The organism is Mesorhizobium escarrei, assembly GCF_935825525.1.
Lineage (GTDB): Bacteria > Pseudomonadota > Alphaproteobacteria > Rhizobiales > Rhizobiaceae > Mesorhizobium > Mesorhizobium escarrei.
This window is the reverse complement of sequence record NZ_CAKXZT010000168.1, coordinates 171,736-196,730: the sequence shown is the minus strand read 5'-3', so window position 1 is coordinate 196,730 and position 24,995 is coordinate 171,736. Positions and strand designations below refer to the sequence as shown.

The following is a 24,995-nucleotide window of genomic DNA, read 5'->3' as shown; positions in this document are numbered from 1 at the left end:
AAAGGCTCTAGTCGGCCGGCAGTATCTTCCCAGGGTTCATAATGTTCTGCGGATCGAGCGCCTGCTTGATCGTGCGCATGATGTCGACGCTGCGGCCGAGTTCATGGCGCAGGAAGCCGATCTTGCCTTGTCCGATGCCGTGCTCGCCGGTGCAGGTTCCATCCATGCCGATCGCCCGCATGTTCAGCCGCGCGACAAACTCTTCCGTCTGCTCGATTTCTTTCGGATCGTCCGCGTCCATCAGCACCAGCACATGGAAATTGCCGTCACCGGCATGGCCGACGATCGGCGCGATCAGTCCCATCTCGGCGATGTCGGCCTCGGTTTGCGTGACGCATTCGGCAAAGCGCGAGATCGGCACGCAGACGTCGGTCGACAGCCCTTTGGCGCCCGGCCTGAGCGTCAGCGACGACCAATAGGCGTCGTGCCTGGCCTTCCACAGCTTCGTCCGTTCCTCGGCGACGCTGGTCCACAGGAATGGTCCGCCGCCATATTCTTCGGCGATCGTGCCGAAGGTTTCGGCCTGCTCGGCAACGCCGGCATCACTGCCATGGAATTCGACGAACAGGCACGGGCTTTCGGGGTAATCGAGTTTCGAATAGCTCTTCATCGCCCGCATCTGCAGCGCGTTGACCAGTTCGATGCGCGCCACCGGAATGCCCATCTGGATTGTCGCGATCACCGCGTTGCAGGCCGCCTCGACGCTGGAAAACGGGCAGACGCCGCCGGAAATCGCCTGCGGAATGCCCTGCAGCTTAAGCGTCAGCTGGGTGATGATGCCGAGCGTGCCTTCGGAGCCGATCAGGAGCCGCGTCAGATCGTAGCCGGCAGAGCTCTTTTTTGCGCGCTTGCCGGTCGTCAACGTCTCGCCGTCGGCCATCACGGCCGTCAGCGACAACACATTCTCGCGCATCGTGCCGTAGCGCACCGCATTGGTGCCCGACGCGCGCGTCGCCGCCATGCCGCCGAGCGACGCATTGGCGCCCGGATCGATCGGAAAGAACAGGCCGGTGTCGCGCAGGTGCCGGTTGAGATCCTCGCGCGTCACACCGGGCTCGACAGTGCAGTCGAGATCCTGCGGGTTGACCGCGAGGATGCGGTTCATCCGCGACGTATCGACAGAAATGCCGCCGCCCGGCGCGTTGGTATGGCCCTCCAGCGAGGAGCCGACGCCGAAGGCGATCACCGGCACGCGGTGCGCGGCGCAGGCCGACACGATCTCCTGCACCTCCGCCGTCGTCTCTGGAAATGCCACGCCGTCCGGCGCCTGGGTCGGAATGTAGGTGGTGGTATGCGCGTGCTGGGTACGGATCGCCTGCCCGGTCTGGAACCGTTCGCCGAGCCCCTGCTTGAGGATGCCGAGCACCGCGGCGATGCCTTCTTCGTTGCGCTCGACCGGATTGAGGTCGCTCAGAGCCATCGTTTCCTCCGCGAATGGACAAGTGTCCACCCTTGTTATGGACTTATGGATGCCTATCGCATCGGCCCGAAAATCGAAATCGATTTTCGGAAAGCACGATGCGAAGATTCAACGTGCTAGAGCGTACTTTGTGCGTCCAATTGGACGCACGTCGCTCTAGTCTCACCAACCACGTCCTGTCCAGCGAGAAGGAAATTTTCGATGTCCACCCCTGCCCCCTTCGTCTCTCCCCCCATGGCCATCGAAAAAGACTGGATCGACTATAACGGCCATCTCAACATGGCCTATTACAACGTGCTGTTCGACCGCTGCTCCGACGAAGCGTTCGAAATGATGGGAATGGGGCTGGACTATGCGAAGCAGCGGCGGTTGACGATCTACACGGCGGAAGTCCATCTCTGCTATGTCAGGGAGCTGCATCTCGACCACAAGGTCGATGTCTCGTTCCAGCTCCTCGACCATGACGACAAGCGGCTGAGAGCCTACCAGGAAATCCGCCATGTCGACGGCTGGCTCGCCGCCACTTCCGAATCACTGTCGCTGCATGTCGACATGTCCGGACCGAAGGTGGCGCCCTTCCCGGCCGATGTCCTGGCCAAGGTCGAAGTCATGCGCGCCGCCCATGCGGCGCTGCCGATGCCTGAGCGCGCCGGCCGTTCGATCGGTATTCGTCGCAAGACGCTTGAACCGCAGTCAGACCGCCGTTAACCTTACCAGGATTTTAACGTGAACAAGCCGAATTGAGGCATTGAACGACTCAGCGCGGCGTTCGAGAACCGTCCGCATTGCGATACGGGCGGCGGGGGCTGAAGCGGTTCGGGGAACGTGCATGAAAACCGATATTAAGGTCGAGGCGGACAGGCTGGCGGCCGACCCACGCATCAGCGACTATGATTTCTGGCGATCGCTGAAGAACCTCAACAATGAAATTTTTACCATCGCCAACAACAACGAGCCGATCCCTTTCGCCATGATCCGCTGGCGCGCCATCCTGAAGCAAGCGCGGATGAAGCGCGGCCACGCCTGATCGGTGCGGAAAGAAATGGCCTCGTCCTCCGGTTGCATTTTTCTGGGGCGTTTGCGCCGCCCCTCATCCGGCTGCCGCCACCTTCTCCCCGTATAGTGACCTATCGGATTCACACATCGCAAAAATCGACTCAGGATCAATAACTTAGATGACCATCGGTGTTGGAAGCGCCGGATGCAGCGCGCGACCGGCGACGTTGAAAAAACTCGCTTTTCCAGCACGTTCCCTCGTGATCGATCAATCTCGGCAGAGATGTGTGAACATGATAGGTATAGTGACGGGGAGAAGGGAGCTTGCCGCAGCTTGTCGCTCTTCCTGCAACACTCGAGAATAGCGAATTCCCGTCGCGAAGGCGTCCTTCTCCCCGTCTCTATACTGTCTCTATACGGGGAGAAGTGCCCGGCAGGGCGATGAGGGGCGGCACGACGTTTCCAGTCAAGATGATGTACTGACGAGCGACCACCACCACCTTCAGGGCTGCCGCTTCACCGCCGCCAGCGGCGAACGCGCCACCACCGGTGACGACTGGATGATTGCGGTGTTGGTCATCGCAAACGGAATGATGCGGTCGATCACCCGTTCGAGCTCGGCCACCGAGCCGACATGCGCCAGCGCGATGAAACAGTCCTCGCCGGTCACCCGATCGCATTGCGCGATTTCCGGCAAGTCGCGGATGATCTCGGCGACCACAGCCAGTTGCCCCGGCACCGGCCTGATCCGCAGCCATGCCGACAGCTTCATGCCGAGCGCGGCCGGGTTGATCCGCACCGTGTAGGCCTCGATCACGCCGCTCTCCTGCAGCCGCTTGATGCGTTCGGCCACACTCGGCGCCGACAGGCCGACCGAGCGCGCCAGTTCAGCGGTGCTGGTGCGTGCATCCTTTTCCAGCAGGCGCAGGATTTTCAGGTCAACCGCATCCAGGTCGGAATTTTCGTTTTGAAGGCGTTTCAGGGAAAGTTTCCTTTGCTTCGGAAAGCTGATTGTCTCTCCGACTAATCTCTATCCATATAAACCGGAAAGAATGCCTGCGATGATGATCGCATGGATGATCCAGCGCAATCCCCAGCTGCAATCCCTTCCCTCGCCGGCCCTGTTTTTGGCAAGCTGGCGACCTCGCTGCCGCCGCATGTCTGGTTCGGCGTCAGCGCCGTGTTCCATTATCTCGGGCCGGCTTTCGCCGTTCTGCTTTTCCCACATGTCGGCGTGCTCGGTATGGCCTGGCTGCGGATCGTCACGGCAGCCCTTGTCTTTACGCCGCTGACCCGGCCCTGGAGGGTCTTCGCCCGCGCCGACCGGCCGACACGGCTGCTGCTTCTCGGTTTTGGCGCCTGCCTCGGCGTGATGAATTGCGCCTTCTACCTGGCGCTCGACCGCTTGCCGATCTCGCTGGTCGCGGCAATCGAGTTCGTCGGCACCATCGGCGTCGCGCTTGTCGGCGTCAGAAGCCCGCGCAATCTCGCAGCCCTTGCCGTTGCCGTCATCGGCACCTTGCTGCTGATCGACGTCAAATGGTCAAGCGACCCGATCGGCCTGTTCTGGGCCTTCCTCAACGGCGCGCTGTTCGTCGGCTATATCGTGCTTGGCCATCGCGTTGCCCGCGCCGGCGCTGGCGACGGCATCGCCGGCCTAGGCGCCGCCATGGCGGTCGCCTTCCTCGTCGTGCTGCCGATCGGCTTCACCGATGCGCTGCCGGCCTTCTCGGCGCCGCCACTGCTCATCGCCGCCATCGGCGTCGGCATCTGCTCCTCGGTCATCCCCTATATCTGCGACCAGCTTGCCATGTCGCGGCTGCCGCGATCGAGCTTCGCGCTGATGCTGTCGTTGCTGCCTGTCACCGCCACGCTGATCGGCGTCATTGTGCTCCGCCAGATACCCAGCCCTATCGATTGCATCGGCATCGCGCTGGTGGTGGCCGGCGTCGCTTTCCACAAACCGGCAAATGCCTGATCAGGCAAGCTTCTCCTTTAGAAAGGCGATCGTCCGGCCCCAGGCGAGGTCGGCCGCGTTCTTGTCGTAGCGGGCCGCTGACGTGTCATTGTTGAAGGCATGATTGGCACCTTCATAGACATAGAGCGTGTACTCGACCTTGGCTGCATCGAGCTCTTTCTTGAAGGCGTCGATACCGGCATTGATGCGGGTGTCGAGCCCGGCATAATGCAGCAACAACGCCGCCTTGATCTTGGGCACGTCCTCGGCCTTCGGCTGCATGCCGTAATAGGCGACACCGGCGGTGAGGTCAGGCGAATTGACCGCCAGCATGTTTACCGTGCCGCCGCCCCAGCAGAAACCGACCGCGCCGACCTTGCCGTTGCCATCCTCGCGGCCCCTGAGGAAAGCCACCGTTGCGACCGCATTGGCGACGGTCTGCGCCGGATCGAGTTTGGAAAACTGGTCACGCGCCTTGTCTTCGTCGGCCGGCGTGCCGCCCAGGGGTGACAGGAAGTCCGGGGCAAGCGCCACAAATCCTTCCAGCGCCACGCGCCGCGCCACATCGCGTATATGCGGGTTGAGCCCCCTGTTCTCGTGCACGACGATGACGGTGCCGAGCTTACCGGACTGGCTGGCTGGCTTGACCAGATAGCCCTTCATCTCGCCACCGCTGCCGGGATAGCTGATATCCTCGCCCGTCACGCGTGAATCGTCCTCGGCAATAATCGCCGCCCGGGCTGAATTCGCCGCCAGCAGCGGTGCGATTGCTGCGGCAGCGGCACCTGATCCGGCAAGCCTGGTCAACTGTTCCATGAAGCGCCGCCGGTCGAGCGTCAGATGCGTGTATTCGTCATAGGCGTCGATCATCGCCTGGGTAATGGCGGGTCTCTTCACGGCTGGGCTGGCAGGGCTCGGTTTTGTCATTGCGCTCTCCTCGGCTTCGGCAACATGTCCGCCGCGCAAGATAGGGTAGCAGCCCGCACGGTCCAGTCACGGATCAGTGAGGCGCTGCTGACACAACTGCAGGTCCGCCAGACCGGCGGCTGGTCCAGGATGACACCGTTCGACTGGTGCGCTGTCCCACTTTCTCCGACCCGCCGTGCCTGTCGAGCAGGCCGGCGCTATGGCTGGCGTGCCATCGGATTTGCAACTGGACAGAGAACAAAACAGAGACACTTCTGGCCTTTCGCTGCCGAATCACTACATTCGGGGCAGATGTCCGGCTTTTCGGAAGATATGCCTTTTTTTGATGAACCGAACGCGCGGCCCGTGGCCCCGTCGGGCATTGCTGCGCGCGCCATGGCTGCCCGCAGCGGCCATACCAATGCGCCCGATTATCTGAACGGGCTCAACCCCGAGCAGCGGCTGGCGGTGGAAACCACCGAGGGTCAGGTTCTGGTGCTGGCCGGCGCCGGCACCGGCAAGACGCGCGTCCTGACCACCCGCATCGCTCACATTCTCGCCACCGGCAAGGCCTTCCCGTCGCAGATCCTCGCCGTCACCTTCACCAACAAGGCGGCGCGCGAGATGAAGCAGCGCATCGGCCTGCTGATCGGCGAAGGCAATGTCGAAGGCATGCCGTGGCTCGGCACCTTCCACTCGATTGGAGTGAAGCTGCTGCGCCGTCACGCCGAGCTTGCCGGGCTCAAATCCGACTTCACCATTCTCGACACCGACGACGTCGTGCGCCTGATCAAGCAGCTCATCCAGGCCGAAGGACTGGACGACAAACGCTGGCCGGCCAAGCAGTTCGCCCAGATGATCGACGGCTGGAAGAACAAGGGGCTTGGCCCCGCAGAGATTGCCGAGGGCGACGCCCGCGCCTTCGCCAACGGCAAGGGCCGCGAGCTCTACAAGGCCTATCAGGAGCGGCTGAAGACGCTGAATGCCTGCGACTTCGGCGATCTTCTGTGCCACCCGATCCGCATCTTCCGTGCCAATTCGGACGTGCTGAAGGAATACCACAAGCGCTTCAAATACATTCTCGTCGACGAGTACCAGGACACCAACACCGCCCAATACATGTGGCTGCGGCTGCTGGCGCAGCGGCCGGATGCCGGACGCGCTTCAACATCAACGGATTTGCGTTCGGCCGAAGGCCGCAAGCCCGACCGGGCGCCGGCCGGCCAGGCCGCCCCCGCGGAGGCCAGCGAGCGAAGCTCGCGCGCGGCCGTGAGCGAAAGCAAAGTAAACATCTGCTGCGTCGGCGACGATGACCAGTCCATCTACGGCTGGCGCGGGGCCGAGGTCGACAACATCCTGCGCTTCGACAAGGATTTCCCCGGCGCCACCATCATCCGGCTGGAACGCAACTACCGCTCCACCGCGCACATACTCGGCACCGCCTCCCACCTCATCGCCCACAATGAAAGCCGCTTCGGCAAGACGCTGTTCACCGAAAAAATCGCCGAGGATGACGAGAAGGTGCATGTCCATGCCGCCTGGGATTCCGAGGAAGAGGCCCGCGCCGTTGGCGAAACCATCGAGGCCTACCAGCGGCAGAAGCACAATCTCAACGATATGGCCATTCTTGTCCGCGCGTCCTTCCAGATGCGCGAGTTCGAGGATCGCTTCGTCACCCTCGGACTCAACTACCGCGTCATCGGCGGCCCGCGCTTTTACGAGCGCCTCGAAATCCGCGACGCCCTGGCCTTCTTCCGCGTTGTCGCGCAAGGGGCAGACGACCTCGCCTTCGAGCGCATCGTCAACGTGCCGAAGCGCGGGCTGGGCGAAGCCACCATCCGCCAGATCCACGACACCGCCAGGGCGCTGCGCATCCCGATGCTGGAGGCTGCGGAAAAACTCGCTGAGAGCGACGAGCTGAAGCCGAAGCCGCGCGCAGCGCTGCGCGAGGTCGCTGCCAATTTCGAGCGCTGGCAGAAGGCGCTGGAGACCACGCCGCACACCGAGCTGGCCGAGACCATCCTGGAGGAGAGCGGCTATACCGACATGTGGAAGAACGACCGCTCGGCGGAAGCGCCGGGCCGGCTGGAAAACCTCAAAGAACTGATCCGCTCCATGGAGGAGTACGAATCGCTGCGCTCCTTCCTCGAACATGTGGCGCTGGTGATGGACGCCGAGCAGAACGCCGAGCTCGACGCCGTCAACATCATGACGCTGCATTCGGCCAAGGGCCTCGAATTCGAGACGGTTTTTCTGCCTGGCTGGGAGGAAGGACTGTTCCCGCATCAGCGCGCGCTCGACGAGGGTGGCCGCTCCGGGCTTGAGGAAGAGCGGCGGCTGGCCTATGTCGGGCTGACCCGCGCCAAGAAGAACCTGCATTTGTGGTTCGTCTCCAACCGCCGCATCCACGGTCTGTGGCAATCGACGATCCCGTCGCGCTTCCTCGATGAATTGCCGGAAGCCCATGTCGAAATCGCCGAGAGCGGCAACTCCTACGGTGGTTACGGCAATTCCTATGGCGGCGGCTCCGTCGCCTCCGGGCGGGGCGGCCAGGGGGCAGGACGGCAGAATCCTTATGGCGCTTCGCGCTTCGACAATGTCGGCGCAGAAAAATCCGGCGCCTTCTCCAGCACCTATGCAACGCCGGGCTGGCAGCGCGCGCAGCAGAACCGCACCGAGGCGACCGACCGCAACTGGGGCTCGCGCTCCGGCCACCAGGTCGAGCGCATCGGCTATGGCGAGACCGACAGTGGCTATGGCGCCGGCCGCACCTCGATCAAGGGCCGCACCATCGACGGCGAGTTGGTCGCCAAATCCGTTGCCGACACGCCATCCCGCTTCAGCGTCGGCGACCGCGTCTTCCACCAGAAGTTCGGCAACGGCAACATTGCCGCCATCGACGGCAACAAGCTGACCATCGACTTCGACAAGGCCGGCCAAAAACGCGTGCTGGACGGGTTTGTCACCGGCGCTTGAGTATCCCCCTCACCGATACCGCGCCTGGTTCCATTTGTGGCCGAGCAGCGACAGGATGATGATCAGCCCGTTGAAGAACTGGACATAGAAGCCGCTCAGGCCTGCCGCGACGACGCCGGTCTGGATGAACGACACGGTGACGGCGCCGATGGCGCCGCCGACCACGGTGCCGACGCCGCCCCAGGTCGGCGTGCCGCCAACGAACACCGATGCCAGCACCGGCAGCAAATAGCCGTCGCCGGCCGTCGGCCACCAGGTGAAGTTGATCATCACCGAGAAGGTGCCGGCGATCGCCGCCCCGATGCCGACGAAGACGAACACTTTCACCCGCACGCGCTTGACGTCGATGCCCATCTGCTGGGCGCTGTCGGGATTGTCGCCGACCACCTTCACCTGCGCGCCGAAGCGATGCCTGTTGTAGAGCAGCGCCGACAGCACGACGAAGCCGATGGCCCAGAAGATCTGCACCGGGATGCCGTAGAGCTGGCTGGAGAAGATCTTGTAGGCCCAGCTGTCGGCAAGGCTGGTCAGCGCCGTCGCCTTGCCTTCGTTGATGATCTGGATCAGGCCGCGCAGCAGGAAGTTCATGCCGAGCGTGGCGATCAGCGACGACAGCCCGCCATAGACGACCAGCGACCCGACCAGGAAGCCGAGCAACGTGCCCGTCGCAATGGCGGCGGCGATGCCGAGAAACGGGTCGTAGCCGGCCTGCACGACCAGCGCGAAGACCCATGAGGCAAAACCCATCGTCGCCGGAAACGACAGGTCGATCTCGCCGCAGGTGACGACGAAGACCAGAGGCACCACCACGAACAGCGCAACCGGCAGCGTGGTGAGCACGGAACTGTAGAGGTACCAAGTGGTGAAGACGGTCGGGTTGGCGATCATGAACACCGTCATCATCACCACGAACACGGCAAGCGTGCCGAGTGCGGCGCGGTTGTCGAGGATGAAGCCGCGCATCCAGTGATCGGATGGGTGTTTCCACTCTTTCCGGGGATTGCCGGGACCGGAGATTGCGGACGGCTCGTGCAGATCGGGCTCCATTGTCTTGCTCATCGTGCGCTCTGCCCCGGGTCGCCGGCGTCGTGCAGTCCCGGCAAACCACCGGGGTGCGCGACGTCTTCCATGAAGTTGATGAGGTCTTCGGCCGACTTGACTTGGCTGCGGTCGGCGGTGAGCGCGACCTTGCCGCGGTCCAGCACGACGAAACGATCGGCGATGTCGAAGACGTGGTGGATGTTGTGGCCGATGAACAGGATCGACCGCCCGCTCGCCCGCACCTGGCGCACGAAATGGAAGACTTTGGCGGTCTCGGTCAGCGACAGCGCCGTCGTCGGCTCGTCGAGGATGATCAGGTCGGCCTGCTTGTAGATGGCCCGTGCGATCGCCACGCCCTGGCGTTCGCCGCCGGAGAGCTGGCCGACGATCGATTGCGGCGTGAACACTTTCGAGGTGAAGCCGATCTCGCGCATCAGCCGGCTCGCCTCCTCGATTTCCTTTTTGACCTTCAGCCAGCCGAGAAAGCCGGTGAGTTCGCGGCCCATGAAGATGTTGCGCACGATCGTCTGCTGCACGGCCAGCGCCCGGTCCTGGAATACCGTCTCGATGCCGGCGTCGCGCGAGCGCGCGGCGCTCCAGCCGGTCACCGGCTGGCCGCGGATGAGGATCTCGCCGCTGGTCGGCTTGACCACACCGGAGAGGATCTTGATCAGCGTCGACTTGCCGGCGCCGTTGTCGCCGATCAGGCCGACCACCTCGCCGCGGTCGACGCTGAGATTGACCCCGCCGAGGGCATAGACCTGACCGTAGGACTTGCTGATGTCGCGCAGTTCGATGATGCGTTCGGCCATGGCGATCCTCACTTGGTTCCGGCTGCGGTCGGAAGACCGGCAGCCGTGTTAAAGGTCAGCGCAGCGCCTGCTTGGCGAGCTCGGCGACGATCTCGTAATTGTCGGGCGTGACGAAGCCGGCGCCGGTGTCGACATTCATTGGCGCCAGGCCAAGCACCACCTGCTGGCAGAGGCTGAGGATCGGCAGATAACCCTGCAGGAACGGCTGCTGGTCGGCCGTCAGCTGGACCCAGCCACCCTTGAAGCCCTCGACGATCTGCGGGCTGGTGTCGAAACCGAAATTGAAGATATCGCCCGCCTTCCTGCCCGCCGCCTGCATGTAAGTCGGGACGTTGCCCAGCATCTGTCCGCCGGGATAGCCAACCGCCTTGACGTCGGGATTGTTGAGGAGTGCTGCGGTAATCACCGGAATGGCCAGATTAGGGTCGGAAGCCCATTCGCCGCTCGGCGGCGAGGAGAGCTGGATAACCTCGACGCCCGCCTCCTTCAGGGCGGCGACCGTGCCGCGCTCGCGCGCGCCGCGGCTCTCGTTCTCGAACGGGCCGATCATGATCGCCTTGTCGCCGGCCTTGAGCCCGGCCAGCTTGAACGCCTCGGCGCCGAGCGCGCGGCCCTGCTCTTCCTGCTGGGCGCCGACATAGCCGCCGCCGAACGCTGCCGTGACCTTCGGCACCGGCACGTTCTGGTACATCATCCTGATGCCGTCCTTGTGCGCCTGTTCGGCCAGCGGCATGATTGAAGCATCGCCCGGGTGGCCCATCATGGCGATGCCGCCGGGCTTGACCGCGACGGCCTCGCGCAATTGCTGCACCATCTTCTCGACATCCCACTGGGAGAAGATGTAGTCGACCTTCGGCCCAAGATCGGCCTCGGCCTGCTTGGCGCCATTGTAGACGATGGTGCCGAAGGCGTCGCCCTCGGCGCCGCCGACGAAGAAGCGGATGTGGACGTCCTTGCACCACTGGGCATCGAGCGCCTGGGCAGGCAATGTGGAGATTGCGGCGGCGAGCGCCGTGGCGGCCGCCACGACGGTCGCGCGCAGAACTGTCCTTCTCATCGTGATGCTCATGCACTTATCCTCCCTTTGTCCCTCGCAAGCCGAGGGGTCTTCGACGAATGCTTCGGCTTCTCGCCGCAATGCTTCGCTGGCCGGCTCCCTGTTTGATGCATGTCGTTGTCGCAAAACCGCTGCACACTTTTGCGCGACATGCATTAGCCTCACGCCGGGTTCGGCAGATACGTCGCACCTCCCCGGCATTGCTTGAGATAGTCCAGCGCCCGCACTTGCCCTGTAATCTCAAGGTCGCCGCGATAGACCGGGTCGTGCCAGCCTTCGATGTCGATGGCGCCCTTGTATCCGGCCAGCCGCAATTCGCTGATCACCCGCGTCCAGTCGCTGTCGCCGAAGCCAGGCGTGCGCATTTGCACGAACGGCAGCCGGCCGAACACGCCATGCTCGCGGATCACGTCCCAGCGCACCGTCGCGTCCTTGCCGTGGACATGGAAGATGCGCGGCGCCCATTTGCGGATCTGCGGGATCGGATCGATCAGGTAGACGAGTTGGTGGCAGGGCTCCCATTCCAGGCCGAGATTGTCATCGGGCAATTCGTTGAACATCAACTCCCAGGCGTCCGGGTTGTGGGCGATGTTCCAGTCGCCATCAGCCCAGTTGCCGTCCATCGCGCAATTCTCGAAGGCGATGCGCACGCCCTTGTCGGCGGCGCGCCGGGCCAGTGGTCCCCAGACCTCGCGGAAGCGCGGCAGGCTGTCGGGCAGCGGCTTGCCGCGGAGGCGACCGGTGAAGCCGCTGACCATCGAGGTGCCGAACAGATGCGCATGGTCGATGAGTGTTTCCCAAGCCTCGAGCACGCCGCGATCGGAATCGCCGCTTTCCAGCGGATTGCCGAAGACGCCGAGTGAGGAGACGACGACGTCGGCGTCGCCGATCGCTTCGTGGATCTGGCCGGCCAACCGTGGCAGATCCTTGCCGCCCAGCGTCTGCCAGAAGAAGGGCTGGATGCTCTCGAAGCCGAGCGGCAGGATCGCCTTGATATAGGCGGCCGGGTCATCGAGATTGGCCCGCACCATGGTGCCGATCCTGATGTCGAGAAGCGGGTTTGGCATCCTCACCCTTCCTGTGCGATCGCGACCCGGCGCCCGGTTTCGGCGCTTTCGATCGCGGCAAAGACCATGGCCAGGCTCTTGATGTTGTCGGCGCCGCGCGTCTCCGGCTCGCTGCCGGTTTCGACGGCGCGCACAAAATCCTGGATGATGCCGAGATGGCCGCCGATGCGGTCTCTCGGATCGAGCGGCGGCACAGTGAGCGGCTCTGTGCGATCGAACAGGCCTTCACGGACAGGCCGTGCGACTTCCGCCCTCAGCCCATCCTCACCGTCCCAGACCAGGCTGCCGTGCTCGGCGACGATGCGCCATGTGCTCTCCCAACTGGTGCGAAACCCGTCGGCGCACCAGGAGCCGGCATAGGTGAACAGCTTGCCGCCGCCGAGCTCGAAGATTGCGGTGGCCGACGATCCCTGCCGGTACCAGGAATTGACCGGCTCCCATTCTTGGCAGTAGACGCTGGCCGGTGCAGCGCCGACCATGTAGCGGGCGGCGTCGAAAGTATGGATCGCCATGTCGAGCAGCAGGACATGGCGCATCTCCTCGCGAAACCCGCCGAAATGCGGCGCGACGAAGAATTCGGCGTGGATGCTGGTTGGCGCACCTATGGCGCCGGAATCGAGAAAACGCCTGATGCGCCTGACGTTCGCGACATAGCGGCGGTTCTGGACGACAGCGTGCACGCGCTCGGTACGTCGGGCAGCCTCGACGATGGCGCGTGCGTTCTCCGGGCTGTCGGCCAGCGGCTTCTCCGTCAGGAGATGGCAGTGATGGGCAAAGGCCGAAAGCGCGACTTCGCGCCGGGCCGCGGGGACCACCACGTCGAACACAGCGTCGGGCTTGGTCTGGTCGAGCACGGCGTCAAGATTGGTTCCGACAATGGCGCCGGCAAGCTCATATTCGCGCGCCCTCGCCTTCGCCCTGTCGGCATTGAGGTCGACAAGGCCGACTATAGCGAGCCCGTCGATCTGCCTCGCCGCATCGAGCCAGTGCTTGCTCATCGCTCCGCAGCCGACCAGGACGACATTCATCATCCAGCGCTCCTCCTCCGCTCGGCCCTCCAGACCGACCGTCACGGCATTCACAGCATGGCCGTAAACGTTTTGCCGTAAACGTTTACGAGAACACACCCGAAGGCGTAGAATGTCAATTGGCCGCTCGCGAAAATCACCTTGATTAGCTTGGCCTGAAGAGCGGCCGATGATAGCCAAGCAAGGGGAGAACCGTCCTTTGGCGTCCAGCATCCACGACCTTGCGCGTCACCTGAACATTTCGATCGGCACCGTGTCGCGCGCGCTCAACGGCCGTGCCGACGTCAATGCCGACACCCGCCAGCGCGTGCTCGATGCGGCGGCAAAGCTGAACTATTCGCCGAACCAGTCCGGCCGCAGCCTGCGGCGCGGCGCCACCCAGTCGATCGCCTTCATGCTGCAGCCGCATCCGGGCGACCAGCAATATGGCGAACCGTTCTTCATTCCGTTCCTGACCGGACTGCAGGCGAAACTCGCCGAAAGCGGGCTCGACCTGATCGTGGTGATGGGCGCGCCGGGCGACTACCAGCAGGAGCGCCTGCGCCGGGTGGTCGAGACGCGTCGGGCCGACGCCGTGGTGCTGGCCTATACGCGTCGCGAAGACGAGCGCATCGATTACCTGACCAGGGTCGGCTTCCCGTTCGCGACGCTCGGCCGCAGCCGCTCCGGCGGCAAGACCCATCCGTCGCTCGACCTCGACTTCGAAAAAGCCGGGGCGGACGCGGTCGACCGCCTGGTGGCACGCGGCCATCGCCGCATCGCCGCCATCCGCCCGTCCCTCAACCTCAATTTCGGCTATCTGTTCCTGGCCGGCTATCGCAAGGCCTTGCGGAGGCACGGCATCGAGGTCGACCCCGGGCTGATCGCGAAAGGCTTCATCAACGAGGCCGGCGGCAACGCGGTGACGCCGCAGGTCATGCGCTCGAAGGACCCGCCGACCGCCATCATCTTCAACAATGACGCGATGGCGCTCGGCGGCTGCAAGGCGCTGGCCGAGATGGGCATAAAGCCGGGCCACGACATTGCGGTGATCGTCATCGTCGAGACGCCGCTCTGCCGCTATTTTTCACCGGCACTGACCGGTTTCCGCCCTTCCCTGGAGCCGATGGGACGGCGGCTTGCCGAAATATTGCTGGCGTCGATCCCGGCCTTCGCCGGCCCCGACGGCGCGCGGATCATCCGTGAGGTCTGGCCGCTGGAGCTGATCGCGCGCGACAGCGATTGACGATGGCCGCACTCACCTTCCCGCTGTTGCTGATCGGTCCCTGTTGCTGATCGCCCCCCTGTAGTTGATCGGCGAGGAGGCGCTGTGGTAGAGCTTCCGGTCGGTGCCGAGCTCGTTATCGCGCGTCATGGCAATCATTTCGAGGTCCGTTTGTCCGGGAATCGTGACGCTAACGCCGCTTTCGCGCCATGTGGTCCCTTCCCGGAGTTGCTCCTGATAGATTTAGCGGTTTTGCCGGTGGCGCCGCGCGAAATCATCCTTAAACTTCAGCGCATTGGTAGGAAGAATCCATGGGCAAGGGCCGGGTCGAGGCATTTAGCGATGGCGTCATAGCCATCATCATCACCATCATGGTGCTGGAATTGAAGGTGCCGCATGGCGCGGAGTTTTCCGCGCTGGCACCTCTATGGCCCACTTTTCTCAGCTACGTGCTGTCCTTCATCTATGTCGGCATCTACTGGAACAATCTGCACAACATGTTTCACACCGTGCAGCAGGTGGATGGCCGCGTGCTGTGGGCCAATCTGCATCTGCTGTTCTGGCTGTCGCTGATGCCCGTGACCACCGCTTTCATGGGTGAAAACCATTTCGCGCCGGTGCCTGTCGCAATTTACGGTGTTGTCCTGGCGCTTTGCGCGGCCGCCTACTTCATTCTGGTCGTCATGCTGCATCGGCTGCATGGCAACGACACTGCCTTCGCCAGAGCGGTAGGCACCGACCGCAAGGAAAAGATCTCGCTGATCCTCTACATCGCCGCCATTCCGCTGACCTTCGTCAATCAATGGATCAGCGTCGCGCTCTATGTGCTGGTTGCCATGATCTGGTTCGTACCGGACAGGCGGTTCGAGAGGCTGCTCGAAAAATAGGTCTGCCTATTCCCGCATCGCTTTCAGCTTTTCCGCCACCGAGGCCGCAAGGTCGGCATAGCGCTCCTCAAGCCGCTCGGCCGCTTTGATCACCGAAAAATCATGGCCGAATTTCTCCAGCGCCATGCGCAGCTTCTCGACGAATTCCGCCTGTTTTTCGAGCGCCGAGAACAGCGTCCTCACTTGCGCTTCGCTGATGTCGGGATTGGCAAGCATTTGCGGCACCTCGCGGCTCATCTGGTCGCCGGTGGCGGTCTGTTCTTTCAGGATCTCGATCCAGTCGGTCAATCGGTAATCTCCTTCTTACGCGTACAGCATGCGCAGCGCCTGCCGATGTGGTCAACCCAAGGACGCCCAAACGGGCTTGCGCGAGCCTGTCGCCGCGTTAAGTTCGGCGCAACCTGAACGAGGACACCATCGATGACCACCGACGCCGAAATCCAGAGCGCTTTGCCTGCCCTTAGCTCCGGCAACGTTGCCGTCATCACCGGCGGCGCCAGCGGCATCGGCCTTGCTGCGGCCAGGCGGCTGGCGGCAATGGGCCTGAAAATCGTGCTTGCCGATATCGGCGGCGCGCGGCTCGATGAGGCTGCCCGCGCCGTTGCCACGATTGCCGGGGACAGCGCCGTGCTCGCTGTCGCGACCGACGTCTCGCAGCCCGACGAAGTCGACCGGCTGGCCGAAAAGGCATTCGATGCCTTCGGCGGCGTGTCGCTGTTGATGAACAATGCCGGCGTCGGCAACAATCCCGGCAAACCCTGGGAGAACCGCGACGGCTGGAAGCGGCTGCTGGACATCAATTTCTGGGGCGTCGTCCATGGCGTCGAGGCCTTCGTGCCGCGCATGCTGGCGGCCGGAAAACCGGGCCTGATCGTCAACACCGGCTCCAAGCAAGGCATCACCACGCCGCCCGGCAACCTTGCCTACAACGTCTCCAAATCGGGCGTGAAAACCTTCACCGAAGGCTTGGCACATGCGCTGCGCAACGAGCCCGGTGCCAACATCGCCGGCCATCTGCTCATTCCTGGGTTCACTTTTGCCGGCCTGACCGAAGGTGCGACCGAAAAGCCCGCCGGCGCCTGGACCGGCGAGCAGGTGATCGACTTCATGCTGGCCGCGCTGGTGCGTGGCGACTTTTACATCCTGTGCCCCGACAACGAGGCGACGCGGCCCATGGACGAGAAACGCATGGCCTGGGCGATCGGCGACATTATCGAAAATCGCCCTGCTCTGTCGCGCTGGCACCCGGACCACAAGGACGCCTTCGCTGCGTTCATGGACAGCTGACGCTCACGCCGCATGCGTCTTCGAGCCGTGCTTTTGCGCAGCGGCTTTCTTGACCGCCATATCAGAGACCTGCCGGTCATGCCGCTTCGCCGCCCGCTCACATTTCTCGCGGATTTCCTCGACCTCGGATTCGGTCAGATGCTCGATGCCGATAAAGCTGTTTTTGGCTTTGCTGACCCGGATCAATTCATCGAGCTTCGCCTGGATCGCGGCGCCGTCACGGTTTTGGGTGTTCTGGATAAGGAACACCATCAGGAAGGTGACGATCGTCGTGCCGGTGTTGATGATGAGCTGCCATGTATCGGAAAACCCGAACATCGGTCCGCTTGCCCCCCAGGCGACAATGATCAGGAAGCAGACGGCGAATGTCGACGGCAGACCGGCTTGATGCGCAACATAGTTGGCGATCCTGGTGAAAAGCTTCTCCATCATGGCAGGAGAAACAACCAGCATCCGCTCCGGGTTCCCTCCTTTCACCGCAGTAGCCGTTCACAGACCCGCAAGGATCAGGGGCTTTCGTGCTCCCAGCGATCGAGGAAGACCTCGATCGGCATTGCCTGCATATCGGGAATGGCCCTGGCGAGTTTTTCGACCGACCAGTCCCACCAGCCGAGGCATTCAATCCGCGCAGCGGTCTTCTCGGCAAAGCGCTGGCGCAGCGGCTTGGCCGGAACCCCGGCGACGATCGCATAGGCAGGTACATCGCGCGTCACCACCGCATTGGCGCCGACGATCGCGCCATTGCCGATGGTCACATCGGGCATGATCACCGCGCCATGGCCGATCCAGACATCGTGGCCGATGCTGACGGTTTGCGCCCGTCGTCGTTCCCGAAATCCGGCGTCGACGCCGAGCCAGCGAAAATACTCGTTCGGGCGATAGCTGACCTTGTGCTGGGTCAGCCGCTCGATCGGATGCTCGAGCGCGTTGATCCGGCTGTTGGCGGCGATCGAACAGAACTTGCCTGTTGTCGTGTAGATCGCCTCGGCGTGGCGCTCGAAATAGGAGAAGTCGCCCACTATGACTTCGCGCAAGATGACCCGCTCGCCGATCGAGGCGTAGCGCCCAAGCTTGCATGCCTTCAATTCCGCGGTCGGATGGATGCGCGGCTCGGGGTCTTTCAGGACAAGATTTTCGGGACGGTCCATGCCGGCGGCTTTACGCCCGAGCGATTGGTCCCGCAAGCGGGACCGTCACCTGTTTCCAGAACCTATTTCGGCTTGCCGTTGGTCCACATCACGTTCTGGCCATAGAGCGGCACCGTGGTGACCGACATTTTCGCCGAACCGTCCTGCACCTGGCGCGAGTGCGACAGATAGATCAGGGTCTCGTTGGCCTTGTCGTAGATGCGGTTCACCACCTGCTTCTTCCAGATCAGGCTGATGCCTTGCTTGAACACCTCCTCGCCGGCCTCGCTCATGTCGATGTCGCCGATGGTGATCTGTCCGGTCTGACGGCAGGCGATCGAGGAATCGGACGGATCCTCGAACCAGTTGCCCTTCTGCAGGCGATCGATCACGCCGCGATCGAAATAGGAGACATGGCAGGTCACGCCTTCGACCTTCGGGTCCTTGATCGCCTCGACGATGATGTCGTTGCCGAGCCAGTCGACGCCGACCTTGCCGACCTCCTGGGCGACAGCCGCACCAGCACCGATGACAAGGCACGCGGCCAAAGCGCCGCCGATCAGTTTTCGCCCAATCATTCCTTGCCCCATCAGACGTTGCAACAAAGCCTCCTGCCGTTCGAGTTTTGCCGACCTCAGGTGGGACGGGCGGCAGCACATTGCAAGCCGAACATTTTTTTAAGGGAAAGCCGGTTGCGGCAACGCGACATCTTTGCGCGCGCCAGATCAAACCGTTAAGAGTGTTCGCCCAACAAGCTCCAAGGGCGCCGACACGGCGCCAATGAAAATTGCGACGGACAGCCAATTGATGATGCGTTCAATACTGGTCGGCATTCTCGTCCTGATGGCGGCGGGCATCGGCTGGCTCACCTTCGAATGGTACCGCGGGCATTATGGCGGCGAGCCGTTCGGCGCGCCGTTCACGCTGGTCGACCAGAAGGGCGCTCCGGTAACCGAGGCTGCCTTTCGCGGCCACCCCAGCGTCGTCTTCTTCGGCTTCACCCACTGCCCGGAAGTCTGCCCGACCACGCTGTTCGAACTGGCCGGCTGGCTGAAGACGATGGGTGACGATGGCAAGAACCTGCGCGCCTATTTCGTGACGGTCGACCCGGAGCGCGACACGCCCGAAATCATCAATGCCTATATCAGCAACTTCTCTGACCGCATCCTCGGCATCACGGGCGACCCCGAAAAGGTCCGCGCCATGGCCAAATCCTTCGGCATCTATTCGAAGAAGGTCGATACCGGCAACGGCGACTACACGATGGACCACACCGCTTCGGTGCTGCTGCTCAACGCCAGGGGCGATTTCGCCGGCACCATCGCCTATGGCGAAAGCCCCGACGCCGCTATCGCCAAGCTCAAGCGACTGGCGGCAGGTTAGTGCATGGTCCCGAATCGAAGGTCGGCGCCAGCGAAAAGTGGGAACCGGTTTTCGGACAAGATCATGCTCACAAAGAAAATCGTTTGATGACCCAAACGCGACTTTATTTCACCACTGGAAAGATCGAGGCCGACCGTATCTTCGCGGCGTTCGAAGCGGCATTCGAAGACGAGGGCCTGCCGATTGGCCTGGTCGAAGTCGACGAGGACCGCGATATCCACGAAGTGTCGCTCTATGCCGACGGCGATGTCGATGCTGTGGAGGCGCGCACGAAGGAGATTCTTGCCGGGCTGGCCCTGTCGAGGCCGATTGCGCGCGAGCCCGTGCCTGATGTCGACTGGGTGACGCGTTCTTTGGAGGGACTGAAGCCGGTGCGCGCCGGCCGTTTCCTCGTCCACGGCGCGCATGACCGCAGCAAGCGCCACAGCGGCGAACTCGCCATCGAGATCGAAGCGGGCCTGGCTTTCGGCACCGGCCATCACGGCACCACCGCCGGTTGCCTCGAAATGCTGGAACAGGTCGTGCGGCGCGAGCGCCCGCGCAACGCGCTCGACCTCGGCACCGGCAGCGCGGTGCTGGCCATCGCGCTGGCCAGGCTCGCCCATATTCCGGTTCTGGCGACCGACATCGATCAGGTCGCCATAAAAGTCGCCGCCGCCAACGCGCGGCTCAACCACGTCAAGGCGCTCGTCGAAACGGTGACGGCGCCGGGCTTCCACCATCCGATTTTTGCCGCGCGCGGCCCCTTCGACCTCATCGTCGCCAACATACTGGCGCGGCCGCTGATGCGGCTGGCGCCCGAAATGGCGGGGCATGTCGCCTCGGGCGGCTCGATCGTGCTGTCAGGCATCCTCGACCGGCAGCGCGACGCGGTGATCTCGGCCTATGTCGGCCAGCAGTTCCGCCATGTCAGTACCCTGCATCGCGAGGGCTGGGTGACAATCCACCTCAAGCGGTGACGCGCAGCAATCGCTCAGACGTAGCGCGACCTTGACCTCTTTTTCAGTTCTTCGCGATCATAGCCGTGCGCTTTCAGCGTTTCGTCGTCAAAGCCAAGCAGAACGCCGCTCACATAACGGCTCGCTTCGCGCTGGCGCGCTTCGATGAGAGCATTCACAGCGCTTCTGAAAAATCCGCGTCTGGCTGGAATCGTGGACATGATGGTCTCCTTTGCAGGGCAACAAGACTCTTTCCTCCACATCGAAAAGGTAAGCTCTGCTGACCTTTTTTTAAATCGCTGATTCTGCATGGCGTCCATGCGAAAAAGCGCACGTCGATGACCACTGTCGATGGCGGCGCTGCCCCTCATTGCCCTGCCGGGCATTTCTTCCCGTATAGTGACGGGGAGAAAGACACCTTCGCAAAGGATTTCGCCAACCTCCAGCGTTGCGGAAAGGATGCCGAGGTTGCCGCCAGCTCCTTCTCCCCGTCACTATACGGGGAGAAGATGCCGGCAGGCAGATGAGGGGCAGCGCAGACCTGAAGCGATTGCCCTGCTGGACCGAATCCGGCCGATTGTCGGCCGGCGGCTGGCGTAGCAAAAGTCGATTCCGAATTTCGGGGTCATGCGCTACGCTCACATCCAGCATCCGAGGAGAGGCCATATGTTCCAGACTTTTGATTCCGCAGGCGACCCCGCCGTCGGCAAGTCGCGTGTGGCGTTGCTGCGTCAATGGCTGGCGGCCAATGGGCTGGATGGCTTCATCGTGCCTCGTGCCGACGAGCATCAGGGCGAATATGTCGCCGACCGCTCGGCGCGGCTGAAATGGCTGACCGGCTTCAGCGGCTCGGCCGGCGTCGCCATCGTGCTTGGCGACCGCGCCGTCATGTTCGTCGACGGGCGCTACACGCTGCAGGTGCGCCAGGAGGTCGATCTCGACGTCTTTTCGATCGAAAGCCTGGTCGACAATCCGCCCGCCACCTGGATCAAGGCCAATCTCGGCAAGGGTGTGCGGCTTGGCTTCGACCCGTGGCTGCAGACGATCGGCGACGTGAAAGCGCTGAAAGCGTCGGCCGAAAAATCGGGGGCGACATTAGTGCCGCTCGAGAAAAATCCGATCGACGTCATCTGGGAGGATCAGCCCGAACCGCCGCTGGCGCCGGTCGAGATTCATCCGATCGGCTTTGCCGGCGAACTGGCCAAGGACAAGCTGGCGCGGCTGGCCGAGTCCATCGGCAAGGATGGCGCCACCCATGCCGTGCTGACCGACCCGTCCTCCATCGCCTGGGCCTTCGATATCCGCGGCGGCGACGTGCCGCACACCCCTGTGGCGCTCGGCTTCGCCGTGCTGGCCGCCGATCGATCGCATCTGCTTTTCATGGATCAGCGTAAGTTTTCACGCACCGTCGCGGCCTATCTGACGCAGCTTGCCGAATTTCACGAACCCGGTGAATTTGAAGCTGTTATCGCAGCCCTGGCCAAAGGTGGCGCGAAGATCGCGCTGGACCCGGTGCTGGCGGCGGAGAAGCTCAGGATGCTGGTCGAGGACAATGGCGGCACCGTCATCACCGCGCCAGACCCTGCCCGCATTCCGCGCGCGACAAAAAACCAGGCCGAGATCAACGGCGCCCGCGCCGCGCATCGCCGCGATGGCGCCGCGGTGGCCAGGCTGCTTTGCTGGCTCGACCGCCAGGAACCCGGCAAGCTCGACGAGATCGCGGTCGTCACCAAGATCGAGGAGTGCCGCCGCAGCACCGGCGAGGAAACGCAGATGCCGCTGCGCGACGTGTCCTTCGACACCATCGCCGGCGCCGGCCCGAACGGCGCCATCATGCACTACCGCGTTTCCCGCGCCACCAGCCGAAAGCTTCAGTCTGGCGAATTGTTCCTGCTCGATTCGGGCGGGCAGTATCAGGACGGCACCACCGACATCACCCGCACCGTGCCGATCGGCACACCAACCGAGGAAATGCGCGAACGCTTCACGCTGGTGCTGAAGGGCATGATCGGCATTTCCATGCTGCGCTTTCCCTCGGGCACGCGCGGCTCCGAGATCGACGCCGTGGCGCGCCTGGCGCTGTGGAAACACGGTTGCGATTTCGCCCATGGCACCGGCCATGGCGTCGGCTCCTATCTGGCCGTGCACGAGGGCCCGCAACGCATCGCCAAGACCGGCACCGAAAAGCTGCTGGCGGGCATGATCGTCTCCAACGAGCCGGGCTACTACAAAGAGGGTTTTTACGGCATCCGCATCGAGAACCTCATTCTGGTGACACCGGCCGAGCAGATAGAGGGCGGCGACATCGCCATGCACGGCTTCGAGACGCTGACGCTGGCGCCCATCGACACCAGGCTGGTGCGGTCCGACCTTTTGACGCGCGACGAGCTGCATTGGCTCGACACATACCACGCCCGCGTGCTGTCCGAGATCGGACCGATGCTCGACGGCGAGACGCTGGCCTGGCTGGAAAAGGCAACCGCACCGCTGCCGCACGACCAGAAGATTTGATTTTCGGCAAGGCGGTGGGTCAGCTTTCGACCCGGGGCAGACCGGCACCCCTTGGAAATTACGAGTGCGAATCGGACCTGGCTTGTGCTTAGCTGCCCGAAGATATCGCACAGACGATGCCGATCTGTAGTCTTATTGCTGCCAACCGGCTTTCTTCAACAGATGCGCCATATCGTCTGCCCAATGTAAATTGCGCAGCCTGAGCGGCGCCAAGGCATCGCCTGAAGGATTTTCCATTTCCCGCATCAGCTCAACGCAAGATCTTGCCTCCGGCAGGCGGCCGAGCGAAACGTAGCAGCAGGCGAGTGTTTCGTGAGTAGGCCGCCATGCGGGAGCGATCTTGCGCGCCTTGATGGCTGCGGCAAGCGCCTCGTTTGCCTGTCCTGCGAATAGGTAGGCGAGCGCCACGACATTGAACCAGACGAAGTTCTGCGGATCGTAAGGGTTCAACATAAGGCCGTGTTCGAGCGGCGCTATCGCTTCGGATGCGCTGCCGCGGAAAAGCTGCCCCATTCCCAATACCAGATGGCCAAGGGCGAAGCTTGGGCTGATCTCGATCGCCTTTTCCGCGGCAAGAACGGCCTGTTCCGGTGCATTGGCGTAGATGCTGCAGATGGCCAGCGCGTAATGCGAATAGGGGTTCTTCTCGTCGAGCCGAACCGCCTTCAAGGCTGCATCCAGGCCTTCCCGGATATCCTGTGCCGGCTTGTCGCTCCAGCCGTAAGCAACGATGCCGGCGCTCACGCGGCCGAGCCAGAGATGGGCCTCTGCGAGCTCAGGGTCGAGCCTGCATGCCTCCCGGAACAGCTTGCGGGCACTCAAGTGAGTTTGACGGCCGACATGGTGGAAATGCCAGGTACCTTGCCGCACCAGGTCCCACGCCGTCGCGCTTCCGCTGCTGCGTGCAGCGGCTGGAAGCGACTCCGTCTTGAGAAGTTCGGGCTCGATCGCGCCAGCCACCCGCTCGGCTATGGCATCCTGGACGGCGAACGCCTCCGTCATCTCCATCTCGTATCGTTCGGCCCAGATCTGATTGGCCGAGGCGGCATCAACCAGTTGCGTCGAGACCCGGATGTGCTCACCGGACCGGCGCACGCTGCCTTCCAGCACGTAACGGACGCCAAGCTCGCGGGCCACCTGCTTGGAGTCGACCGACTTGTCCTTGTAGACGAAGCTGGAACCGCGCCCGATCACCCGAAACCACCGGAACCTTGTCAGCGCTGTGATGATGTCCTCGGTGATGCCGCCAGCCAGGTAGGCCTGTTCCTTGTTGTCGCTCACATTGGCGAACGGCAAAACCGCGATGGATGGTCTTTCGGGAAGACTCGTCGGCTGGCCGGAACTAGGAAGCCCGCCATCTGCAGCGCCGTCCAGTACACGGACGCTGCCGGCGAAACGATATCCGGTGCGCGGGACCGTGGCGATCCACTCGCTGCCGTCCGGCTGTGAGCCGAGCAGCTTGCGCAGGGCGGCAACCTGCACAGAGAGATTGCTTTCCTCGACAACGGCATCGGGCCAAGCCGCTTCCATGAGTGCCGTCTTGCTCAGCACTTGCGTCGGTGCCGCCAGCAGGGCTTGAAGCAACGACAAGCCTTTTTGCCCGAGCGCAACCGGCCGGCCCTCTCGGACAAGCGCCCCGCGCAGCATGTCGAACACGAACGGGCCGAACGCTAAGCAGCGCGGTGATGCGACATTCCGTTTATCGGCTTCGGAAGAATTCGGAACTTTTCGCCTCCCCCTTTAGGACTTCGGCCGGACGAGCGGTCATTTTGGCCGTCTTCGCACAGACTAACACAAATGGAGGTCGAAAATGACGATGTTGAAGCAACCGTCCGGAGCGAACAGTGTGGCGCCCAGCGAGGGAAAGGCTGTGGTCGTCAGAGGTGGCAAGGCATATCGGGCCGAACAGGGGTCGGACTATCTACCGGGAATCAGTTCAGAGACCGTCGGCGCAAAGGCGCTTTGGCTGGGCATCGCCACAATGCCTCCGGGGAGACGGACCAAGGCCCACGTCCATGCGCGTCACGAAACAGCATTTTATATGCTGAGCGGAGACGAGCTGGAGATGTGGAGTGGGGATGAACTGCAATTTCGGGACGTCGTGCATCCCGGTGACTATCTCTACATTCCAGCCAACGTGCTCCACGTTGCCGTGAACCGGTCAAGCACGCCCGCCACCTTTATTGGCGCCCGCAACGAACCGACCGCGCAGGAAAGCGTCGTCCTGTTCCCGGAGATGGACGGGAGAATACCGTAGAAAGGCGACCTAGTAGGAATGATTGGTAGAGCCAGGTCAATCGGCATGGGATCAGCTGTGACGGAGGGGCTTGGCAACTCCGACACATCAGGGCAACGGGCTGCGAGTGCCGCACGACCAGAAGTCTTGATTTTTGAAAGG

The 24,995-nt window shown here is 63.0% G+C and carries 25 protein-coding genes; 11 read left to right on the top strand and 14 right to left on the bottom strand.

Annotated features, from left to right (window positions below):
- Positions 1-7: 7 nt before the first annotated feature.
- A complete protein-coding gene (locus NMG80_RS31865; protein WP_254021796.1) occupies positions 8-1,420 on the bottom strand; it encodes an FAD-binding oxidoreductase in 1,413 nt (470 codons plus the stop codon).
- 201 nt (positions 1,421-1,621) lie between these two features.
- Between NMG80_RS31865 and NMG80_RS31860 the strand changes: the two genes are divergently transcribed.
- Positions 1,622-2,128, top strand: coding sequence for a thioesterase family protein (locus NMG80_RS31860; RefSeq protein WP_254021795.1), 507 nt, complete (start codon positions 1,622-1,624; stop codon positions 2,126-2,128).
- A 121-nt stretch (positions 2,129-2,249) separates the two neighbouring features.
- Complete coding sequence (locus NMG80_RS31855; RefSeq protein ID WP_077383251.1) at positions 2,250-2,447, top strand: hypothetical protein; 198 nt, start codon at positions 2,250-2,252, stop codon at positions 2,445-2,447.
- 471 nt (positions 2,448-2,918) lie between these two features.
- On the opposite strand, the gene NMG80_RS31850 is transcribed toward NMG80_RS31855, so the two are convergent.
- The gene (locus NMG80_RS31850) at positions 2,919-3,398 is read right to left on the bottom strand and encodes an Lrp/AsnC family transcriptional regulator (protein WP_254021973.1); all 480 of its coding nucleotides are present in this window, start codon (positions 3,396-3,398) and stop codon (positions 2,919-2,921) included.
- Positions 3,399-3,488: 90 nt separating this feature from the next.
- Here NMG80_RS31850 and NMG80_RS31845 point away from each other — a divergent pair, with 90 nt between their 5' ends.
- Positions 3,489-4,394, top strand: coding sequence for an EamA family transporter (locus NMG80_RS31845; protein WP_254021794.1), 906 nt, complete (start codon positions 3,489-3,491; stop codon positions 4,392-4,394).
- On the opposite strand, the gene NMG80_RS31840 is transcribed toward NMG80_RS31845, so the two are convergent.
- Positions 4,395-5,300 carry a dienelactone hydrolase family protein gene (locus tag NMG80_RS31840; protein WP_254021793.1) on the bottom strand — a complete coding sequence of 302 codons (906 nt, stop codon included), beginning with the start codon at positions 5,298-5,300 and terminating at the stop codon, positions 4,395-4,397.
- 291 nt (positions 5,301-5,591) lie between these two features.
- Here NMG80_RS31840 and NMG80_RS31835 point away from each other — a divergent pair, with 291 nt between their 5' ends.
- A complete protein-coding gene (locus NMG80_RS31835) occupies positions 5,592-8,255 on the top strand; it encodes an ATP-dependent helicase (RefSeq protein ID WP_254021792.1) in 2,664 nt (887 codons plus the stop codon).
- Positions 8,256-8,264: 9 nt separating this feature from the next.
- On the opposite strand, the gene NMG80_RS31830 is transcribed toward NMG80_RS31835, so the two are convergent.
- The 5 genes from NMG80_RS31830 to NMG80_RS31810 form a co-directional block, all read right to left on the bottom strand.
- Entirely contained in the window at positions 8,265-9,314 is a 1,050-nt protein-coding gene (locus NMG80_RS31830; RefSeq protein ID WP_254021791.1) for an ABC transporter permease, read from the bottom strand.
- On the bottom strand, positions 9,311-10,108 hold the full coding sequence (locus tag NMG80_RS31825) for an ATP-binding cassette domain-containing protein (protein ID WP_254021790.1): 798 nt from the start codon (positions 10,106-10,108) through the stop codon (positions 9,311-9,313). The genes NMG80_RS31830 and NMG80_RS31825 overlap by 4 nt, the downstream gene beginning before the upstream one ends.
- A gap of 55 nt (positions 10,109-10,163) precedes the next feature.
- Positions 10,164-11,177, bottom strand: a complete 1,014-nt coding sequence (locus NMG80_RS31820) for a substrate-binding domain-containing protein (protein WP_254021789.1) — start codon at positions 11,175-11,177, stop codon at positions 10,164-10,166.
- 149 nt (positions 11,178-11,326) lie between these two features.
- Entirely contained in the window at positions 11,327-12,232 is a 906-nt protein-coding gene (locus NMG80_RS31815) for a sugar phosphate isomerase/epimerase family protein (RefSeq protein ID WP_254021788.1), read from the bottom strand.
- Positions 12,233-12,234: 2 nt separating this feature from the next.
- A complete protein-coding gene (locus NMG80_RS31810; RefSeq protein WP_254021787.1) occupies positions 12,235-13,263 on the bottom strand; it encodes a Gfo/Idh/MocA family protein in 1,029 nt (342 codons plus the stop codon).
- Between the two features lie 196 nt (positions 13,264-13,459).
- Between NMG80_RS31810 and NMG80_RS31805 the strand changes: the two genes are divergently transcribed.
- A complete protein-coding gene (locus tag NMG80_RS31805) occupies positions 13,460-14,485 on the top strand; it encodes a LacI family DNA-binding transcriptional regulator (RefSeq protein ID WP_254021786.1) in 1,026 nt (341 codons plus the stop codon).
- A gap of 290 nt (positions 14,486-14,775) precedes the next feature.
- Positions 14,776-15,351: a TMEM175 family protein gene (locus tag NMG80_RS31800; protein ID WP_254021785.1), complete on the top strand. Its 576-nt coding sequence runs from the start codon at positions 14,776-14,778 to the stop codon at positions 15,349-15,351.
- Positions 15,352-15,357: 6 nt separating this feature from the next.
- Here NMG80_RS31800 and NMG80_RS31795 read toward each other — a convergent pair whose 3' ends face one another.
- Complete coding sequence (locus NMG80_RS31795) at positions 15,358-15,639, bottom strand: hypothetical protein (RefSeq protein ID WP_023798763.1); 282 nt, start codon at positions 15,637-15,639, stop codon at positions 15,358-15,360.
- 132 nt (positions 15,640-15,771) lie between these two features.
- Between NMG80_RS31795 and NMG80_RS31790 the strand changes: the two genes are divergently transcribed.
- Positions 15,772-16,638, top strand: a complete 867-nt coding sequence (locus tag NMG80_RS31790) for an SDR family NAD(P)-dependent oxidoreductase (protein WP_254021784.1) — start codon at positions 15,772-15,774, stop codon at positions 16,636-16,638.
- Positions 16,639-16,641: 3 nt separating this feature from the next.
- Here NMG80_RS31790 and NMG80_RS31785 read toward each other — a convergent pair whose 3' ends face one another.
- The 3 genes from NMG80_RS31785 to NMG80_RS31775 all read right to left on the bottom strand — a co-directional run bounded on the left by NMG80_RS31785 (position 16,642) and on the right by NMG80_RS31775 (position 18,343).
- The gene (locus NMG80_RS31785; RefSeq protein WP_254021972.1) at positions 16,642-17,067 is read right to left on the bottom strand and encodes a low affinity iron permease family protein; all 426 of its coding nucleotides are present in this window, start codon (positions 17,065-17,067) and stop codon (positions 16,642-16,644) included.
- 77 nt (positions 17,068-17,144) lie between these two features.
- On the bottom strand, positions 17,145-17,786 hold the full coding sequence (locus NMG80_RS31780; protein ID WP_254021783.1) for an LbetaH domain-containing protein: 642 nt from the start codon (positions 17,784-17,786) through the stop codon (positions 17,145-17,147).
- Positions 17,787-17,848: 62 nt separating this feature from the next.
- A complete protein-coding gene (locus NMG80_RS31775; protein ID WP_254021782.1) occupies positions 17,849-18,343 on the bottom strand; it encodes a CreA family protein in 495 nt (164 codons plus the stop codon).
- 229 nt (positions 18,344-18,572) lie between these two features.
- On the opposite strand from NMG80_RS31775, the gene NMG80_RS31770 reads away from it, so the two are divergent.
- Entirely contained in the window at positions 18,573-19,148 is a 576-nt protein-coding gene (locus NMG80_RS31770) for an SCO family protein (RefSeq protein WP_254021781.1), read from the top strand.
- A gap of 86 nt (positions 19,149-19,234) precedes the next feature.
- On the top strand, positions 19,235-20,107 hold the full coding sequence (locus tag NMG80_RS31765; protein WP_254021780.1) for a 50S ribosomal protein L11 methyltransferase: 873 nt from the start codon (positions 19,235-19,237) through the stop codon (positions 20,105-20,107).
- A gap of 14 nt (positions 20,108-20,121) precedes the next feature.
- Here NMG80_RS31765 and NMG80_RS37555 read toward each other — a convergent pair whose 3' ends face one another.
- A complete protein-coding gene (locus tag NMG80_RS37555) occupies positions 20,122-20,472 on the bottom strand; it encodes a hypothetical protein (RefSeq protein WP_367186041.1) in 351 nt (116 codons plus the stop codon).
- A 280-nt stretch (positions 20,473-20,752) separates the two neighbouring features.
- Between NMG80_RS37555 and NMG80_RS31755 the strand changes: the two genes are divergently transcribed.
- Positions 20,753-22,597: an aminopeptidase P family protein gene (locus tag NMG80_RS31755; protein WP_254021779.1), complete on the top strand. Its 1,845-nt coding sequence runs from the start codon at positions 20,753-20,755 to the stop codon at positions 22,595-22,597.
- A gap of 132 nt (positions 22,598-22,729) precedes the next feature.
- Here NMG80_RS31755 and NMG80_RS31750 read toward each other — a convergent pair whose 3' ends face one another.
- Positions 22,730-24,187, bottom strand: coding sequence for a winged helix-turn-helix domain-containing tetratricopeptide repeat protein (locus tag NMG80_RS31750; protein ID WP_367186040.1), 1,458 nt, complete (start codon positions 24,185-24,187; stop codon positions 22,730-22,732).
- Between the two features lie 220 nt (positions 24,188-24,407).
- Between NMG80_RS31750 and NMG80_RS31745 the strand changes: the two genes are divergently transcribed.
- The gene (locus NMG80_RS31745) at positions 24,408-24,854 is read left to right on the top strand and encodes a cupin domain-containing protein (protein WP_254021778.1); all 447 of its coding nucleotides are present in this window, start codon (positions 24,408-24,410) and stop codon (positions 24,852-24,854) included.
- The last annotated feature ends 141 nt before the right edge of the window (positions 24,855-24,995 follow it).

What these genes read in the sequence shown, in the direction of transcription:
- NMG80_RS31745 (WP_254021778.1), top strand. Translation starts at nt 24,408, where the DNA reads ATGACGATGTTGAAGCAACCGTCCGGAGCGAACAGTGTGGCGCCCAGC.
- NMG80_RS31830 (WP_254021791.1), bottom strand. Translation starts at nt 9,314, where the DNA reads ATGAGCAAGACAATGGAGCCCGATCTGCACGAGCCGTCCGCAATCTCC.
- NMG80_RS31800 (WP_254021785.1), top strand. Translation starts at nt 14,776, where the DNA reads ATGGGCAAGGGCCGGGTCGAGGCATTTAGCGATGGCGTCATAGCCATC.
- NMG80_RS31820 (WP_254021789.1), bottom strand. Translation starts at nt 11,177, where the DNA reads ATGAGCATCACGATGAGAAGGACAGTTCTGCGCGCGACCGTCGTGGCG.
- NMG80_RS31810 (WP_254021787.1), bottom strand. Translation starts at nt 13,263, where the DNA reads ATGATGAATGTCGTCCTGGTCGGCTGCGGAGCGATGAGCAAGCACTGG.
- NMG80_RS31825 (WP_254021790.1), bottom strand. Translation starts at nt 10,108, where the DNA reads ATGGCCGAACGCATCATCGAACTGCGCGACATCAGCAAGTCCTACGGT.
- NMG80_RS31855 (WP_077383251.1), top strand. Translation starts at nt 2,250, where the DNA reads ATGAAAACCGATATTAAGGTCGAGGCGGACAGGCTGGCGGCCGACCCA.
- NMG80_RS31770 (WP_254021781.1), top strand. Translation starts at nt 18,573, where the DNA reads ATGATGCGTTCAATACTGGTCGGCATTCTCGTCCTGATGGCGGCGGGC.
- NMG80_RS31860 (WP_254021795.1), top strand. Translation starts at nt 1,622, where the DNA reads ATGTCCACCCCTGCCCCCTTCGTCTCTCCCCCCATGGCCATCGAAAAA.
- NMG80_RS31755 (WP_254021779.1), top strand. Translation starts at nt 20,753, where the DNA reads ATGTTCCAGACTTTTGATTCCGCAGGCGACCCCGCCGTCGGCAAGTCG.
- NMG80_RS31775 (WP_254021782.1), bottom strand. Translation starts at nt 18,343, where the DNA reads ATGATTGGGCGAAAACTGATCGGCGGCGCTTTGGCCGCGTGCCTTGTC.
- NMG80_RS37555 (WP_367186041.1), bottom strand. Translation starts at nt 20,472, where the DNA reads ATGCCCGGCAGGGCAATGAGGGGCAGCGCCGCCATCGACAGTGGTCAT.
- NMG80_RS31835 (WP_254021792.1), top strand. Translation starts at nt 5,592, where the DNA reads ATGTCCGGCTTTTCGGAAGATATGCCTTTTTTTGATGAACCGAACGCG.
- NMG80_RS31840 (WP_254021793.1), bottom strand. Translation starts at nt 5,300, where the DNA reads ATGACAAAACCGAGCCCTGCCAGCCCAGCCGTGAAGAGACCCGCCATT.
- NMG80_RS31845 (WP_254021794.1), top strand. Translation starts at nt 3,489, where the DNA reads ATGGATGATCCAGCGCAATCCCCAGCTGCAATCCCTTCCCTCGCCGGC.
- NMG80_RS31785 (WP_254021972.1), bottom strand. Translation starts at nt 17,067, where the DNA reads ATGGAGAAGCTTTTCACCAGGATCGCCAACTATGTTGCGCATCAAGCC.
- NMG80_RS31865 (WP_254021796.1), bottom strand. Translation starts at nt 1,420, where the DNA reads ATGGCTCTGAGCGACCTCAATCCGGTCGAGCGCAACGAAGAAGGCATC.
- NMG80_RS31780 (WP_254021783.1), bottom strand. Translation starts at nt 17,786, where the DNA reads ATGGACCGTCCCGAAAATCTTGTCCTGAAAGACCCCGAGCCGCGCATC.
- NMG80_RS31815 (WP_254021788.1), bottom strand. Translation starts at nt 12,232, where the DNA reads ATGCCAAACCCGCTTCTCGACATCAGGATCGGCACCATGGTGCGGGCC.
- NMG80_RS31790 (WP_254021784.1), top strand. Translation starts at nt 15,772, where the DNA reads ATGACCACCGACGCCGAAATCCAGAGCGCTTTGCCTGCCCTTAGCTCC.
- NMG80_RS31765 (WP_254021780.1), top strand. Translation starts at nt 19,235, where the DNA reads ATGACCCAAACGCGACTTTATTTCACCACTGGAAAGATCGAGGCCGAC.